Origin of the sequence: Starkeya nomas, assembly GCF_902703545.1 — a bacterium.
Classification (GTDB): Bacteria; Pseudomonadota; Alphaproteobacteria; order Rhizobiales; family Xanthobacteraceae; genus Ancylobacter; species Ancylobacter moscoviensis.
Map to the genome: position 1 here is coordinate 3,951,642 of NZ_CACSAS010000001.1, position 16,646 is coordinate 3,968,287.

The 16,646-nt window shown below is 69.5% G+C and carries 13 protein-coding genes; 6 read left to right on the forward strand and 7 right to left on the reverse strand.

The genetic code is table 11. The features are described 5' to 3' along the window. Window positions 1-60: 60 nt before the first annotated feature. Complete coding sequence (locus tag STARVERO_RS18655; RefSeq protein ID WP_159600706.1) at window positions 61-1,410, forward strand: MFS transporter; 1,350 nt, start codon at window positions 61-63, stop codon at window positions 1,408-1,410. On the opposite strand, the gene STARVERO_RS18660 is transcribed toward STARVERO_RS18655, so the two are convergent. From STARVERO_RS18660 to STARVERO_RS18690, 7 genes are all read right to left on the reverse strand, one after another. Next, complete coding sequence (locus STARVERO_RS18660) at window positions 1,397-3,724, reverse strand: Tex family protein (protein ID WP_159600708.1); 2,328 nt, start codon at window positions 3,722-3,724, stop codon at window positions 1,397-1,399. The two genes, STARVERO_RS18655 and STARVERO_RS18660, sit on opposite strands and share 14 nt — an antisense overlap. Before the next feature lie 52 nt (window positions 3,725-3,776). After that, complete coding sequence (locus STARVERO_RS18665) at window positions 3,777-5,369, reverse strand: ABC transporter ATP-binding protein (RefSeq protein WP_159600710.1); 1,593 nt, start codon at window positions 5,367-5,369, stop codon at window positions 3,777-3,779. Window positions 5,370-5,378: 9 nt separating this feature from the next. Continuing rightward, complete coding sequence (locus STARVERO_RS18670) at window positions 5,379-6,299, reverse strand: ABC transporter permease (RefSeq protein ID WP_159600712.1); 921 nt, start codon at window positions 6,297-6,299, stop codon at window positions 5,379-5,381. Continuing rightward, on the reverse strand, window positions 6,296-7,423 hold the full coding sequence (locus STARVERO_RS18675) for an ABC transporter permease (RefSeq protein ID WP_159600714.1): 1,128 nt from the start codon (window positions 7,421-7,423) through the stop codon (window positions 6,296-6,298). Before STARVERO_RS18675 ends, STARVERO_RS18670 begins: the two co-directional genes overlap by 4 nt. A gap of 78 nt (window positions 7,424-7,501) precedes the next feature. After that, on the reverse strand, window positions 7,502-8,629 hold the full coding sequence (locus tag STARVERO_RS18680) for a BMP family ABC transporter substrate-binding protein (RefSeq protein ID WP_159600716.1): 1,128 nt from the start codon (window positions 8,627-8,629) through the stop codon (window positions 7,502-7,504). 104 nt (window positions 8,630-8,733) lie between these two features. After that, a complete protein-coding gene (locus STARVERO_RS18685; protein ID WP_159600718.1) occupies window positions 8,734-9,447 on the reverse strand; it encodes a flavin reductase family protein in 714 nt (237 codons plus the stop codon). A gap of 310 nt (window positions 9,448-9,757) precedes the next feature. Further along, window positions 9,758-10,447, reverse strand: a complete 690-nt coding sequence (locus STARVERO_RS18690; protein WP_144341251.1) for a GntR family transcriptional regulator — start codon at window positions 10,445-10,447, stop codon at window positions 9,758-9,760. A gap of 220 nt (window positions 10,448-10,667) precedes the next feature. Here STARVERO_RS18690 and STARVERO_RS18695 point away from each other — a divergent pair, with 220 nt between their 5' ends. The 5 genes from STARVERO_RS18695 to STARVERO_RS18715 all read left to right on the forward strand — a co-directional run bounded on the left by STARVERO_RS18695 (window position 10,668) and on the right by STARVERO_RS18715 (window position 16,644). After that, window positions 10,668-10,868: a ribbon-helix-helix domain-containing protein gene (locus tag STARVERO_RS18695; protein WP_159600720.1), complete on the forward strand. Its 201-nt coding sequence runs from the start codon at window positions 10,668-10,670 to the stop codon at window positions 10,866-10,868. A 10-nt stretch (window positions 10,869-10,878) separates the two neighbouring features. Further along, window positions 10,879-11,778: a DUF1989 domain-containing protein gene (locus STARVERO_RS18700; RefSeq protein ID WP_159600722.1), complete on the forward strand. Its 900-nt coding sequence runs from the start codon at window positions 10,879-10,881 to the stop codon at window positions 11,776-11,778. Window positions 11,779-11,981: 203 nt separating this feature from the next. Continuing rightward, window positions 11,982-13,190 (forward strand): hypothetical protein, encoded by a 1,209-nt coding sequence (locus tag STARVERO_RS18705; RefSeq protein WP_159600724.1) that lies wholly within the window; start codon window positions 11,982-11,984, stop codon window positions 13,188-13,190. 86 nt (window positions 13,191-13,276) lie between these two features. After that, window positions 13,277-16,102: a xanthine dehydrogenase family protein molybdopterin-binding subunit gene (locus STARVERO_RS18710; protein WP_159600726.1), complete on the forward strand. Its 2,826-nt coding sequence runs from the start codon at window positions 13,277-13,279 to the stop codon at window positions 16,100-16,102. Then, entirely contained in the window at window positions 16,099-16,644 is a 546-nt protein-coding gene (locus tag STARVERO_RS18715) for a (2Fe-2S)-binding protein (RefSeq protein WP_159600728.1), read from the forward strand. Before STARVERO_RS18710 ends, STARVERO_RS18715 begins: the two co-directional genes overlap by 4 nt. The last annotated feature ends 2 nt before the right edge of the window (window positions 16,645-16,646 follow it).

Here is a 16,646-nt window from a genome sequence, read left to right on the forward strand (position 1 = left end):
CCATATATTGGACGGATGGTCGCGCCGGGATTATCTCCCGGTGCGAAAAGGTCACCCGCCATGCCTCCGCACGCCGCCGTCGCCTCCTCCCCCTTGCTCGACCATACCGCTGGCGGTGCTGCCGCCGACGCCTCCACGCCTGCCCCGGCGCGTGAAGCCGCACGCGGACCCGTCTGGATCGCGCGGGGCACACCCGAATACCGGCGGGTCGGCTTCGCGCTGTTCCTCGTCGGCTTCGCCAGCTTCTCGCTGCTCTATTGCGTGCAGCCGCTGCTGCCGGCCTTCTCCCGCAGCTTTGCCATCAGCCCGGCACAGAGCTCACTCGCCCTGTCGCTGACGACCGGCCTGCTCGCCATCTCCATCGTTCTCGCCGGTGCCTTCTCGCAGGCACTCGGCCGCCGCGAGATGATGTTCGGTTCCATGCTGCTGGCGGGCGTGCTCAGCCTTGCCGCGGCCCTCGCGCCGAGCTGGCACGGTCTGCTCGTCGCCCGGGCGCTGGAAGGCTTCGTGCTCGGCGGCGTGCCGGCGGTCGCCATGGCCTATCTGGCCGAAGAGATCGAGCCGCGCCATCTCGGCCGGTCGATGGGGCTCTATGTCGCCGGCACCGCCTTCGGCGCGATGATGGGGCGCGTCGGGATGGGGCTGATCACCGAGTTCACCACCTGGCGCATGGCGCTCGGCGCGATGAGCGTGCTGTGCATCGTCTCCGCCATCGGCTTCCGGCTGCTGCTGCCGCGCTCGCGCAACTTTACCCCCGAGCGCGGGCTCAATCCGCGCTTCCATGTCGAGGCGTGGGCGCAACACCTGCGCAACCGGGGTCTGCTGCGGCTCTACGCCGTCGGCTTCGCGCTGACCAGCGTGTTCGTCACGCTGTTCAACTACGCCACCTTCCGCCTGTCGGGGGCGCCCTACGGCCTGAGCCAGACCGGGGTGAGCCTGATCTTCCTCGCCTTCAGCTTCGGCATCGTCGCCTCCTCGGTTGCCGGCGGACTGGCGGACCGTTTCGGTCGCCGGCCGCTGCTGGTGGCGGGCTTCCTCACCATGCTCGCGGGCGTGGCGCTGACCCTGCTCACCCCGCTGCCGGCCATCGCCGCCGGCATCGCGCTGGTGACGACCGGTTTCTTCATCGGCCATTCGGTGGCGAGCAGCTCGGTCGGCCCGCTCGCCGGTGTGTCGAAGGGGCACGCCGCGTCGCTCTACCTGCTTTTCTACTACATGGGCTCGAGCCTCATCGGCTCGGTCGGCGGCTGGTTCTGGGAGCATGGCGGCTGGCCCTCGGTCGCCGCGCTGACCGGGGCGATGGCGCTGGCCGGTCTCGTGCTCTCCATCGGCATCGAGAGCCGGGCCCGGCCGCGCGCCGGGCGCGCCGCCGAACCTTCCGACGATGTGGAGCCCCTCAGCGCCGCTTGAGCGCGTCCATCAGCGCCGCACCGAGCGCACCCTGCGGCTCACGCGACGCCGGCTTCGCCGGGGCGCCGCGGCCCGATGTCTTGTCGCGGACGTCCGGCCCGCGCCCGGGCTCCCTGGCCTTCGGTCCGCCGGTCGCGGCCTCGCGGCGCATGGAGAGCGCGATGCGCTTGCGCTTGAGGTCGACCTCGACCACCCGCACCTTCACCACGTCGCCGACCTTCACCACCTCATGTGCGTCCTTCACGAAGCGGTCGGCGAGCTGGGAGACGTGCACCAGCCCGTCCTGATGCACGCCGATATCGACGAAGGCGCCGAAGGCCGCGACGTTCGTCACCGTGCCTTCGAGCTCCATGCCGGGCTTGAGGTCCTTCATGTCGTCGATGCCGTCCGCGAAGGTCGCGGTCCTGAAGGCCGGGCGCGGGTCGCGGCCCGGCTTGTCCAGCTCGGCGATGATGTCGCGCACCGTCGGCAGACCAAAGCGCTCGTCGACGAAGACACGGGGATCGACCGCCGCGAGCGCCGAGCTGTCGCCCATCAGCGCGCGCAGATCGCGCCCGCAGGCTTTGACGATCTTGCGCGCCACGCCATAGGCCTCCGGATGCACCGACGAGGCATCGAGCGGCTCGGCGCCGTCTCGGATGCGCAGGAAGCCCGCGCATTGCTCGAAGGTGCGCGGGCCGAGACGTGAGACGTCCAGCAACTGTCTGCGGCTGGCGAAAGGACCGTTGGCGTCGCGATGGGCGACGATGGCTTCCGCGAGCGAGGTGCCGAGACCCGACACCCGCGCCAGCAGCGAGGCGGAAGCGGTGTTGAGGTCGACGCCGACCGCGTTCACCGCGTCCTCCACCACCGCGTCCAGCGCGCGGGCGAGATGGTACTGGTCGACATCGTGCTGATACTGCCCGACGCCGATGGATTTCGGCTCGATCTTCACCAGCTCCGCCAGCGGGTCCTGCAGGCGCCGGGCGATGGAGACGGCGCCGCGCAGCGACACGTCGAGCTGGGGGAACTCCGCCGCCGCCTGCTCCGAGGCCGAATAGACCGAGGCGCCCGCCTCCGAGACCACCACCTTGATCGGCTTGGGCGGCGGCAGGTCGCCCAGCATCTCCGCGACCAGCTTCTCGGTCTCGCGGCTGCCGGTACCATTCCCGATGGCGACCAGCTCGACACCGTGCTGGCGGATGAGACGCGCCAGCTCGGCCTGCGTGCCGCGCACGTCGTTCTTCGGCGGGAAGGGGTAGACCGTCGACGTCGCCACCAGCTTGCCGGTCCCGTCCACCACCGCCACCTTCACGCCGGTGCGGATGCCGGGGTCGAGCCCCATGGTGGCGCGCGTGCCCGCCGGGGCGGCGAGCAGCAGATCCTTGAGGTTGCGGGCGAAGACGTTGATCGCCTCCGTCTCCGCCTTCATCCTGAGCTCGGTCATCAGGTCGAGCGCGAGGTGGAGCGAGAGCTTCACCCGCCAGGTCCAGCCGGCCACCTCCATCAGCCAGGCGTCGCCCGGCAGCTTCTCGCCGATGGCATAGGCCTCGGCGATCATCCGCACGACGGGCTTGATCGGGCGCGGGTCGTCCGCATCGGCCTCGATGTCGAGGGTCAGCACGTCCTCGTTGCGCCCGCGTAGCATGGCCAGGGCGCGGTGGCTCGGCACGCCGGACCAGCGCTCCACATGGTCGAAATAGTCGGAGAACTTGGCTCCCGCCTCCTCCTTGCCCTCCACCACGCGGGCGCGCAGGAAAGCGTTCCGCTGGAGGTAGGCGCGCAGCTGGCCGATCAGCTCGGCGTTCTGGGCGAACTGCTCGGAGAGGATGTCGCGCGCACCTTCCAATGCGGCCTTGGTGTCCGGCACCTCATCGGTGAGATAGGCCTTCGCCAATTCCGACGGCACGAGCGAACGGTCGGCGAGGATCGCCTCGGCCAGCGGCCCGAGGCCGCGCTCGCGGGCGATCTCCGCCCGGTTCCGCCGCTTCGGCTTGAAGGGCAGGTAGATGTCCTCCAGCTCCGCCTTGGTCGCGGCGGCCGCGATGGCGGCCTCCAGTTCCGGGGTGAGCTTGTCCTGCTGGCGGATCGCCTCGTGGATCGCCGCCCGCCGCGCCTCCAGCTCGCGCAGATAGATCAGCCGCTCGCCGAGCTGGCGCAACTGCGTGTCGTCGAGACCGCCCGTGACCTCCTTGCGGTAGCGCGCGATGAAGGGAACGGTCGCGCCCTCGTCGAGCAGCGCGATGGCGGCTTCCGCCTGTTGCGGGCGGGCGCCGATCTCGGTCGCGATCTGCCGGGCGATGGCGGTGGTGGTGGAGGCGTTGTCGGCTGTCATGCGGAACACGGAATCGCTTCAGGGAGGCGCGACCATATTCTGCCCGGCGCCGTCAGCCTAGCGGCGCGCCCTGCTCGCCTTCCGAACCCCCGGCGAAGTGGATGCCGATCGTGCCCCGGTCGACCTCGGCGATCGGCGCCTTGTAGGCGATCTGGCCGTGCGAGATCACCGCGACGGTGTCGGAGAGGTCCAGCACCTCGTCGAGATCCTCAGAGATGAGCAGCACCGCCGCCCCGGCATTGCGCGCGGCGACGATGCGGGCGCGGATTTCCGCCGCCGAGGCGAAGTCCAACCCGAAGCAGGGATTGGCGACGATCAGCACCGCGATAGGCTCGGCGGAGAGCTCGCGCGCCAGCACCGCCCGCTGCACGTTACCACCCGACAGCGCGCCGATCGGCGTGTCGGGCGAGGGGCTGGCGACGCGGAAGCGGGTCATCAGCTCGCGCCCCGCGGCGCGGATGGCGCGCCGGTCGAGCCACCAGCCCCGCCGGCTCAGCGGCGGCTTCTCGAAACGGCGGAACACGATGTTGTCGGCCACCGACATGCCGGCCACGGCGGCATTCTTCAGCGGTTCCTCCGGCACGACGAACAGGCCCGCCGCGTCGAAGGCGCGGCGCGTCGGCAGGAAGTCCCGCCCGTTCACGAACATCTGCCCGGAGGAGAGCGGGCGCTGCCCGCAGCACGTCTCCACCAGCGCGCCCTGCCCGTTGCCGGAGACGCCGGCGATGCCGACGATCTCTCCCGCCGCCACCTTGAGGCTCACGCCGCGCAGCGCCGGCCGGCCGTCATCGTCCTCGGCGAACAGCCCCGCCAGCTCCAGCGCCGGCTCGCCGACAGAGGCGGGCATGGCGCGGCGCTCCGGCAGGGCGGCCTTTCCCGAGGCCCCGGCGGTCGCGGCGGCCTCGCCGACCATCATCGTCGCCATCTCGCGCGTCGAGAGGCCGCGCCCTCCGCCGACGACGCGCCCGCGCCGCAGCACCGTCACGGCGTCGGCGAAGGCCTGCACCTCGCGGAACTTGTGGGTGATCATCAGCACGGTGATCTCCCCGCGCTCGGTCATCGCCTTGAGATGCCCAAGGATCTCGTCCGCCTCGGCCGGCGTGAGCACGGAGGTCGGTTCGTCGAGGATCATAAAGCGCTGGTCGAGATAGAGCAGCTTGAGGATCTCGAGCTTCTGCCGCTCCCCCGCCGAGAGCGCGCCGACGCGCCGGTCGAGCGGCACGCGGAAAGGCGTGCGGTCGAGGAAGGCCTCGATCCGGCGCCGCTCGGCCGCCCAGTCGATGACGGCGGGCGCGTCGCGCCGCGCGATGACGAGGTTCTCCGCCGCGGTGAGCGAAGGCACCAGCGTGAAGTGCTGGTAGACCATGCCGAGCCCCAGCCCCTGCGCCTCGCGCGGGTTGCGCACCGCCACTTCGCGGCCGTCGAGCAGCACGGCTCCCTCGTCCGCCCGGTGAAAGCCCATGAGGCACTTCACCAGCGTCGACTTGCCCGCCCCGTTCTCGCCGAGCAGTGCGTGGAACTCACCGGCGGGCACCTTCAGCGACACGTCGTCGAGCGCCTTGAAGCTGCCGAAGCGCTTCGACAGCCCGATGGCCTCCAGCGCGATGGCGCCGGGGACGGCGAAGGAGAGGGCCTCGTTGCTCATCCTTCCCCCTCAGCGATTGATCGAAAGTTCGCCCGGCGCATATTGCGCGGCGCGGCGGGCGCTTCCCGAACCCGCCATGATCAGCAACGTCAACACATAGGGCGCGGCGTTCAGGAAATAGTAGCCGGCGGTGATTCCGACCGACTGCAGCGCTGGCCCCAGCGCGCTCGCCGCGCCGAAGAACAGCGAGGCGAGGAGGCAGCGCCGGGGTTGCCAGCGGGCGAAGATGACGAGGGCCACCGCCATCAGGCCCTGGCCGGAGGACAGGCCCTCGTTCCAGCTGCCGGGGTAATAGAGCGAGAGGAAGGCCCCGCCCACGCCGGCACTCGCCCCGCCCAGCGCGGTGGCGAACAGGCGCACCCGGTCCACGCCGATGCCGAGCGCCCGGGCGGCGGCGGCGTCATCGCCCGTCACCCGCACGATGAGGCCCGCCCGCGTGTTGCGGAACACCCAGTCGAGGAGAAAGGCGAGGGCGAGGCCGACGAGGAAGAGCGGGCTCACATCCAGCATCTGCGCCAACGCCGGCATGCCCAGCCAGTCGCCGAGCGGCAGCGAGGGCAGGCGCGGTGCGCTCGGCTGGATATAGGGCTTGCCGAGGAACAAAGCGAGGCCGGTGCCGAACGACATCATGGCGATGCCGATGGCGATGTCGTTGACGCGCGGCAACCGGCAGATCGCTCCGTGCAGCGCGCCCATCAGGAACCCCGCTCCCGCCGCCGCGGCCACGCCCAGCCATGGGTTGCCGCTGTGGTAGGAGATCGCGAAGGCCACCATCGCGCCGAGCACCAGCGTGCCTTCCAGCCCGAGATTCACCCGCCCCGACTTTTCCGTCAGGCATTCCCCGAGCGAGACGAAGAGGAAGGGCGTCGACACCCGGATGGCGCCGGCCAGCAGGGCGATGAGCACGGTGATGGCGCCGGCATCCGTCATGGGCGCGGCCTCGCGGCGCGCGGCTGGAACAGGGCGAAGCGCCCGTAGAGCGTCTCGCTGGTCAGCAGCGTCACGAAGATCACGCCCTCCAGAAGCGCCACCGTGGCGTCCGGCAGGCCGAGCCGGCGCTGGATCAGCCCGCCCGCCGCGCCGATACCGCCGAACAGGATGGCGACCGGAGGGATCGCCAGCGCGTTGTGGCGGGCGAGGAACGACACGAGGATGCCGGTGAAGCCGTACCCCGCCACCAGCGACACGTTGGCGGCCCCGTGCACGGTCGCCACGTCGAAGAATCCGGCGAGCCCGGCCGCGCCGCCCGCGAGCAGGCAGCACAGCACGATCAGCTTTCCGACCGGTAATCCCTGCCCGAGCGCCGTGCGCGGGTTGCCGCCGGCGATGCGGATGGCGAAGCCCGTGCTCGTCCGGTTGATCAGCAGATGCGCCAGCACGCAGGCGACGATGCCGGCCACCAGTCCCCAATGCACGGAAGTGCCGGGTATCGGCGCCAGCATCACGTCGGCACCGATCGGATGGGTGGAAGGCTTGTTGGGCGTGGCGGGATCGCGCAGCGGCCCTTCCACGAGGAAGGAGAGTATGGCGACGGCGATATAGGTGAGCAGCAGGCTCGATATGGTCTCGTTGACCCCGCGCCGGTAGCGCAGAACGCCCACCAGGCCGATCCACAGCGCCCCCGCCAGCATCCCGGCGGCCGCCATCAGCGCCAGAAGCACCGGCGCCGGCGCCAGCCCGAGAAACGGCAGCGGCGCGATCGCCGCGGCGAGCCCGCCGACGACGAAGGCGCCCTCGCCGCCGATCACCATCAGCCCGGCACGGGCGGGAAGCGCCACGCAGAGCGCGGTGAGGATGAGCGGCGCGGCACGCTGGAGCGTGTTCTGCCAGGAAAAGGCGCTGCCGAAGGCGCCGCGCCACAGCAGCTCGAAGAAGGCGAGGGGAGACTGGCCCATTCCCAGCAGCACCGCCGAGAACAGCGCCGCCGCCACGAGGAGTGCGAAGGCCGGGACCGCGACGAATTCGGCGGCCCGCCGCAGGCGGTCTCCGCCCTGCGGCAGCAGCTTCGTCAGGCCGGTTCCCGGCTCAACTCCCGAAACGGCGCCTTTTTCCATCCTGGCCTGCACTCCAGAGATTGCCATGCCGGGCGGCGATCCCGCACCGCCCACATTCCGCGCCGCGTCGTCGTGGCGTCAGGTCACCGAGCCCTCGACGCCCTCGACGAGGTAGTTGGTCGTCTCCAGCTCCGGCGCGTAATTGCCGAGCGAGCTGCCGGCCGCGACGATCACGTTGCCTTTGTTGTCGTTGATTGGACCGACAAAGATCGGCTTGCCCGTCTTCAGCGCCGCAATGGCGGCGTCGGCGGCGCGGCGCGCCTCCTCGGTCGCCCCGGCGCCGTAGGGGGTGTTCGTCACCATGTCCTTGTCGTAGCCACCGACCGCGACGTTCGGCAGCTTCTCGCCCTTCACCAACGCCTCGGCGAAGCCCTTGTAGATGGTCTCGTACTTGTTCTCGGCGCCGGTGATGAACCCCTTGGGCGCGAGCGAAGCCTGCGAGGCGTTATGGCCGCAGCTCTTCACCCCGCGCCGCTCCAGCGTCTCGACGATCACCTTCGGGCTGTCGACGTGACAGGCCACGACATCGCAGCCGGCGCCGGCCAGCGCGTTCGCCGCCTCCGCCTCGCGCACCGGCAGCGACCAGTCGCCGGTGAAGATGAGCTTGACCGTCGCATTCGGATTGCCGAGCCGCGCGCCGAGCATGAAGCTGTTGATGTTGCGCAGCACGAGGCTGATCGGCTTGGCGGCGATGTAGCCGATCTTGCCGGTCTTGGAGGAAAGCCCTGCGGCCACGCCGTCCACGTAATGGGCCTGGTCGAGATAGGCGAAATAGCCGCCGAGATTGGCCGGATGCTTGTCGGCCGACCAGAGCGTCGTCGGATGGCGGAACTGCACGTCCGGGTACTGCTTCGCCATGTCGATCATGAACGGATTGAAGTAGCCGAAGGAGGCGCCGAAGATCAGCTTCGCGCCGTCCAGCTCGATCATCGACCGCATGGTGTTCGACACGGCGAGCGTCTCGGGGACGTTTTCCTCCTCGACGACGGTGACGCCCGGCACCTTCTTCAGTGCCTCGACCGCCGTCGCGTGCGACTGGCTCCAGCCGAAATCGCCGCGGGGGCCGACATAGACGACGCCGACGACGAGATTCTCCGCCGCGCGGGCACGGCCGGCCCATGAGGCCGATGCGAGCGCCGCCGCACCGAAGGCGGTGCTCTTGAGCAGGCTGCGCCGATTGATCGCTGCCGTCATCGCTGCTGTCATGGATGTCACTCCCCTCTGACCGGAAAAGCCTCCCGCCGCGCCTGTCGCCATGACGGGCCGCTCCGGCGGGCACCTGCGTACCGGGCGTCGCGCGCCTGGTATCGTTATTTGGCCGGCTGTACCTGCGCACGCGCGACGATGGGCTCGGGCTCGGCCGGCCGGACGATCCGCACCGGCGGCGGGGCGTTCTCCCAGTCGTCCACCGTCATGGTCCGCAGGTCGTAATAGTCGCGGGTGGTCACGTAGCCATGCCCGCCCATGCGGCCGACCGCATCCAGCGCGGCCTGGTCGACATAGTGGTTCTGCGCGTCCACCGCGTCGGCGCGGATATGGGCGGCGACCACCTGCCCCAGGATGATCTCGCGCGAGCGGCCGACCTCCAGCGTGAGATAGCGCCGGCATTCCAGGCTCGCCGGCGCCTCGCCGATGCGCGGGCAGGAAACCTGCGTACCCGGCACCGCCGTCAGCCCGGCCTCGGCCAGCTCGTCCACCGTCGCCGGAAACGGCACGGCGCAGACATTCATACGCTCGACCAGCGCGTCCGAGACGATGTTGACGGTGAATTCCTCGGTCAGGCGGATGTTGCGCGCGGTGTCCTTGAAGGCCATGCCCGGCCGGTTCTCCACTCCGAGCGCGACGATGGCGGGGTCCGCCGACAGGCAGTTGAAGAAGCTGTAGGGCGCGGCGTTCACGCGCCCTTCCTCGTCCACCGTGGTGACCAGCGCGATGGGACGCGGCACGACGGTGCCGATCAGCAGCTTGTAGCGCTGGCGGGCAGTGAGCCCGGAGAAATCGAAGAACTCATGCGAGCGGGACATCGCGCCTCGGCCGGTTGCGGCGGACGGGGCGGCTCGAATGCGCACACCTTCACGCCGATTTCGATTATTCTCGTATGCATGATTTTGATGTTCAAGAATACAATATGTGCAACCAATCGGCGAATTGCACACAAAACGTGCGCCGGGAGGGCTGGCTGTCACGATCCACTCACCGGCGCGCGCATGCCTCGAGGCTGGCGCGGCGACTGGCACGCCAGATCATGACCGGTTGAACCGGCGAACGCAGGCCTGAGCGTGATGCAGGGAGAGGGCCGATCCTATGCGGGCATTCACGCCACCGGCGACGGGCTCAGCGCGCCGCGCTGTAGCGCGCCAAAATGTCGGAAATCCTCACCTCTTCAGCCTCTTGGGGCTTCGGCAGGGCGCGCGCCTCCACCGCGTGGAGATGCTCCTTCATGATGCGGATCGAAGCTGCGGCATCACCCGTGCGCAACGCCGCGATAACGCCCCGGTGCTCCGTCGTCGCGCATTCCGCAACATGAGGCCGACCATAGACGGCGAGGATCAGGGAGCAGCGGGAGACGACTTCGGAAAGGTAGCGAGTGAGTAGCGCGTTGCCTGCGAGTTGGGCAAGAACGATATGAAACTCGCCGGCCAGACGGCTCGCGGAGGCCGTATCACCGCTGCGGGCGGCGGCCTCCTCTTCCTTCACATGCGCCTCCAGCGCCTCGCCCATCTCCGGACGCCAGTGCGCGGTGAGACGGTGGATGACCTGCTGCTCCAGGCAGTGGCGCAACTCGAAGATCTGCCGGGCCTCGTCGAGGCTCGGGATCGCCACCGTGGCCGTGCGCTTGCGCCGGATGTCGACCAGCCCTTCCTGGCTCAGCCGCAGCAGCGCGGCGCGCACCAGCGTCCGGCTGACGCCGAAATGCGCGCCGATCTCGTCCTCGCGCAGCTTGGTGCCCGGCATCAGCGCCTGCTCGATGATGGCCCGCCGAAGCGCCTGATAGGCGATGTCGGACCGCGACGAATTCTCCATGGCCCTGTCTCTGCGGGTATCCCGCCGTCCTGTCCGCCGCCGTGCTGAAACGGCACGACGTCGGGGATACCGGGCACGCGCACGCAAGGCAAGCGCGCCGGACGTTCGTATGCCACCGAACCGGTGATGGACGACGAACATGAATTCCGAATTGCCATCTCCATCGACAATCACGTATACATGATTTCACATCCTTCACGAGAGACGGTCAGGACCTTCCATGGCTACACGCATCGTGCAAATGGCGCTCAACCAGCAGCAGCTCGAACTGATCGACCGGACCGTGGCGAGCGGCGTCGCCGCCGACCGCGCCGCGCTCGTCCGGCACGCGCTCCGGCGCTACGCCGCCCGCCACCTGCCGACGCAGGACACGAATGTCCGCCCGGACGCGAGTGCCCGCCCGAACGTGGCCGTCGGCTGAGGAGGCGATCATGGCGCGCGAGGTTCTTCTCGACTTCGTCCTCGAACCCGGCACCGGCAAGGCGCTGGAGGTCCGCAAGGGACAGATCATCCGGCTGGAGCAGATCGAGGGCGGCCAGTGCCTCGACTTCAACTGCTTCAACCTCCATGACTACAAGGAATATTTCCACACCGGCCGCACCCGCACGCTGCACGGGCTGCACCCCACCGCCGGCGACTTCCTGTGGTCCGCCCCGCCGCGCGAGCGGGCGATGATGTTCATCGCCGCCGACACGGCGAACGCCAACGACGTGATGTTCCCGCGTTGCAGCGCCAATCTCTACGAGTCGCTCTACGGCTTCTGCACCCACACCAACTGCCAGGACATCCAGGCCGAGGCGCAGCGCGAATACGGCCTGACGCCGGACGACGTGCACGATTCCTTCAACCTGTTCATGTGCACCGGCGTCGACGACAAGGCCCGCCCCTACATCACCCGGCAGGCCTCCAAGGCCGGCGACTATGTTGACCTGCTGGCGCTGATGGACGTGCTGGCGGTGCCCAACATCTGCGGCGCCGACATCATGCGCACCAGCAACTTCTCGCTGAAGCCGGCCCGGATCAGCATCCTGCAGGCGACCGAGGAGGATCTCGCCGCCGTTCCCGCCCTGCCGAGCTGGCGCACGCAGCGCACCGTCGCCGACTTCCGCCAGAAGCAGATCCGGGTGGAGCGCGAGCTGAGCCGGGACACCTCCTACGTCGCCGACTTCGCCAACGCGCCGATCCAGACCTCGCTGCTCGACGTGCCGCTGGACGAGGAGGAACAGGCCCTTTTCGACCGCCTGAAACGGAGCGAGCTTTACGACGGGGACGGGGCGGCGCTGCGCGACATTCTCTTCAGCTGGTGGGAGGAGGAGCACCTCGCCCGCTGATCCCGCCCCGGCGTCCGGAGCCGGAGCATCGACGCACGACACCGGCGACGGGAACGCCATCGACACAAGACGCCAGCGACGCAGAACGACATCGCCGTTCAGACAAGAGGGGAGAACGTGCCGTGACCCAGCCTGCCGGGATCCGTACCGCCGGAGCGAGCGCCGCCGCAAGGGCGCCGCGCGCGCACCGCCCTGCCACGACCATGCCTGCCACGACCATGCCTGCCGCCTTCCATGGTGCGCGCGGTGCCGCGTGCCTTGCCGCGTGCCTTGCGGTCCTGCTTGCTCTGCCCGCCCTGCCGGCCCGTGCCGACACCGCCGGCAAGCCCGAGGTTCCCGCCTTCATGGACGTGGTGGCCGGCGCCCCCGGGGCCGCGCCGGCCGTCGACATCGGCAAGCTCGACGAGGCGGTGGGCGACGGCATGGTGCGCCGCGAGGCCACCGCCGCCGAGAAGAAGGTCATCGAGCTGAACAATGTGATGTTCGGCATCTATGACGCCAACCTGAAGAAATTCATCCGCAACCTGCGCGAACAGAACCCGATCATCATCGGCCTGTTCAACGGCGACGGCGGATCAATGATCCTCTATCCCCCCGGCAAGGCGCCCATCGTCGCCCCGCCGGTGGCGCCGGTCTACCGGCTGGTGAAGTCGGTGGGGCACAGCTCGATGGCAGTGTTCCAGCTCGTCGCCACCTCGGTGCGCGATCCGGCCGGCGACACCTCCTGGCGCGCGCCCGCCACCGCCTATCGCGCCAGCCTGCAGGAGGCGCTCGGCAGCCTCGACGCCATCGAGATGACCGGCGAGCAGCGCGCGGTGATGCGCGAGCTGATCACCCGCAACATCGCCTTCCTCGATTCCTGCCTCGGCAAGGGCACCTACACCTATGCCGAGCTCGAAGCCTTCGCCTATGGCCTGCGCCCGCTCATCGGCAAGGCCACCGAGATCGCCGGCCTCGCGCAGGTGGAGCACTGGACCGGCGTGCTGAAGGACTGGCGGCGCATGCTCGGCGACGACTGGGGGCGCACCTACGCCGTCACCAACACGCTCTATGTCACGCGCCGCAACAACATCCTGTTCACGCTGCTCGCCCAGCAGATGGGCCGCGAGGCCATCAACACCCGCCTGCTGCTGCTGGAGACCTCCGCCTTCCAGACCAAGCCGCAGCAGATGCTGGAGCTGCTCGCCCGCATCGTCGCGGACCGCGCGCTCGGCAAGGTGTTCTTCTCCGACTACTACCTGATGGATTCCGAGCTGCTCACCGACGGCACCCGCAAGGCGATGACCGATCTCGCCGCGCAAGCGGGAGAAGAGGTGCTGATGCCCCCGCTGGCGCCCTTCCTCACCAATGCCTGGCCCTGGCAGACCAGCGCCGAGTTTGGAACGGGTCCAAGTCAGATAGACTGGAAGTGAAGCCGGGTGCATAATTACCTTCGCCGGGCAAGCAAGCGTCAAGCAGGCCCGGCGTGGGCGCCAACCCGCAAGCCAGGAGGAAACCGATGCAGGTCGGGATGTCGCGCCGGGGATTTCTGCGCGCGGGCGCCCTTGCGGGCGTCGCGCTGAAGGTCTCCTTCCTCACCCCCGCCGCGCAGGCGCGGCTGATCGAGACGCCGCCGCGCCCCGGCCCGGACTGGCTCACCCCCGACGGCAAGCCGAAATACCGGCTCGACGCCATCGCCAAGGTCACCGGCGCCAAGACCTTCGCGCGGGACTACCGCGCGCCGGACCTCGCCGGCTGGCCGAAGGAGCAGTCGCACGCCTTCCTCATCCACGCCACCAAGGCCGACCATACCTTCGAGGGCATCGACCTCTCCGTCCTCGGCGAGGGGCTGAAGCCCGACCGCATCGTGCTGCACGAGGACCTGATCGCCGACGGGATCACCACGCCGCATCCCGATTTCTTCGGCGACGTCTTCCTGGTGCCGAAGGGCGAGACGCCGCGCCTGCTCGGCCAGCCGGTCGCCCTGCTCATCTACCGCGACTTCGCCCGCTACGACGCCGCCAAGCGGACGGTCCGCTTCGACGATTCCGTGGTCCGCTATGGCGCGAAGACGCCGTTCAACCCGCCGCCCCATTACGGCGCCTCGCGCTATGTGCGCATCGACGGCGGCACGCCCGACGCCGAGGACGCGTTCTCGCCGTTCAAGGACACCGCCATCTTCGGCTCCTTCTCCGGCGACGCGGTGGTCTGGCCGCCGGCCGGCGAGGGCGACGCCATGGCGCGCGGCATGGCCGCCGCCGCGCAGATCGAGCGCGACATCGCCGCGGCCGGCGACGGCGACCTCGTGCTGAAGCGGCACTATTTCTCGCAGTCCATCGACGCCTCCGCCATGGAGGCCGACAACGGCAATGTCTGGTACGACGCGGAGAGCGGCGTGCTGCACATCATGGCCGCCTCGCAGTCGCCCTACGAGGTGGCGGAAGTGTCGGCCGGGATGGTGGCGAAGTCGAAATTCCGCCTGACCGAGGTGGACCTCAAAGTCGGCTACACGGTCGGCTACGGCACCAAGGACCATTATCTCTTCCCGTTCCTCTCGGTGGTCGCGGGGCTCTATGGCGAGGGCCGGCCGGTGCGGCTGGCCAATGACCGCTTCGAGCAGTTCCAGACCGGGCTCAAGCGGCATCCCTTCTGGATGGACAACACGCTGGTGGTCGACCGCGCCACCGGCAAGTTCCGCATCATGACCGGCCACTTCAAGACCGATGGCGGCGGGCGGGCCAACTACTCCTTCTCGGTCTCCTTCGTCGGCGCCACCGCCGCGCAGTCGATCTACTACCTGCCGAAGAGCGACTTCTCCGCCGCCGCCTTCGCCTCGCGCGCCGTGGAGGCGGGCTCCACCCGCGGCTACGGCACGCTGCAATCCATGTCGGCCACCGAGATGATGGTCGACGAGGCGGCCGAGCTGCTCGGCCTCGACGCCATCGAGCTGCGCCTGCGCAACGTATTCCGCTCCGGCATGAAGAACACCCAGGGCGCCATTCCCGGCGGCGCGCTGCGCAACGAGGAGATCCTGCTCAAGGCGCGCGCCCATCCGCTGTGGGCGGAACGGGCCGGGAAGAAGAAGGCGTATGAGGCCGCCAATCCCGGCAAGAAATACGGCGTCGGCTACGCCCATGTGCAGAAGGACTACGGCACCGGCGCCGAGGCCGCCCTCGCCTCCCTCGAGATCGACCCGCAGGGCCGCATCCGCTTCCGCCATGTCGCCCACGAGATGGGGCCGGGCGTGACCACCTCGCAGGCGATCATGGTCGGCGAGATCCTCGGCCGGGTGCCGGACGAGACCGAATACGGCGTCGTGCGCTGGCCGCAAATGCCGCTGGAGACCACCGACGAGCCCTACACGCTGAGCCAGGAGGAAGAGGACCGGCGCAAGGAGAACCCGCGCTGGACCCCGCGCATCACCTCGCCGATGAGCGCCACCAACAGCGTCTATTATCTCGGCCACGCGACGCGCGAGGCGGCGCGCATCCTCGTCGATCTCGCGCTCTGGCCGGCGGCGCGCGCGCTGTGGTCGCGCGGCACGGGCGGCGGCATGCTGGCGCCCTACGACGTGCGGCGCGAGGAGCTGAGCCTCGCCAACGGCATGCTGAACGCCGGCGGCCTGCCCCCGCTCGCCTTCGAGGCGGTGGCGGCGGAGGCCCACCGGATGGGCCTGCCGGTCGGCGTCACCGTGCACACCTTCAACCGCTGGCAGTGGACCGAGGCGGAGTTCGACATTCCCGGCCGCGGGCGCGAGCGGCGCGTGGTCGACGCGCTCGCCTTGCGCTATGGCGAGGGCGCCCCGGCCGAGCGCCGGCAGCTGGAGACCACCGGCGGCTGGCACTTCATCGAGCGCGCCGCCGTCTCCTATCCGCCGACCCAGCGCAACAATGCCGGCGTCACCTATTACGCGCCGATGGCGACGCTGGCCGAGGTGATGGTGGACACGGCCTCCGGCGCGGTCACGCTGCTGTCGCACCATTCCATCCTCGAATGCGGCCGGCAGGTGGTGCCCGAGCTGGTCTCCGGCCAGGTGCAGGGCGGCATCGCCATGGGCATCGGCCACGCGCTGAAGGAATACCTGCCGCTCTACGAGGACGGGCCGGGCGACGGCACCTGGAACTGGAACCGCTACGAGCTGCCGCGCGCCCTCGACGTCGCGCTCTGGACGCAGACGGCGGAGGTGCTGCCGCCGCTCTCCGACAGCGACCCGCCCAAGGGCATCGCCGAGGTGGTGATGATCGCCGTGGTGCCGGCCATCGCCAACGCCGTGACGCACGCCATCGGCAAGCGCTTCTACGACCTGCCGATCACCCCCGAGAAGGTCCGGGAGGCCCTGTCATGACCCTGCCGACGAAGCCGCTCGCCCTCACCGTCAACGGCCAGCCGGTCGGCCCGCTCGACGTGCCGGAGGGGCTGATGATGCAGGACTTCCTGCACGAATATCTCAACCTCACCGGCGCCCGCATGGGCTGCGGGCAGGGCATCTGCCACGCCTGCACGATCATGGTGGAGGAAGCCGACGGCGCCGTTCGCGAGATGCGCACCTGCATCACCGGCGCGCACTGGTTCGCCGGCAAAAAGGTAGTGACCATCGAGGGTCACGCCCAGCACGACGCGCAGGGCGGGCTGGTCGCCCTCTCCTCGGTGCAGCAGGCCTTCATCGAGCACTTCGCCTTCCAGTGCGGCTATTGCACGCCGGGCTTCGTCACCGGCGCGACCGTCCTCATCGACCAGCTCAAGCGCGCGCCCATCCCCCGCGCGGAGCTGGAGAAGACGGTCACGGAAGCGCTCGACAAGCACATCTGCCGCTGCACCGGCTATGTCCGCTACCACACCGCGGTGCGCGACCTGATCCTCAACACGCCCGGCCTGCTGCGCGGCTGAGG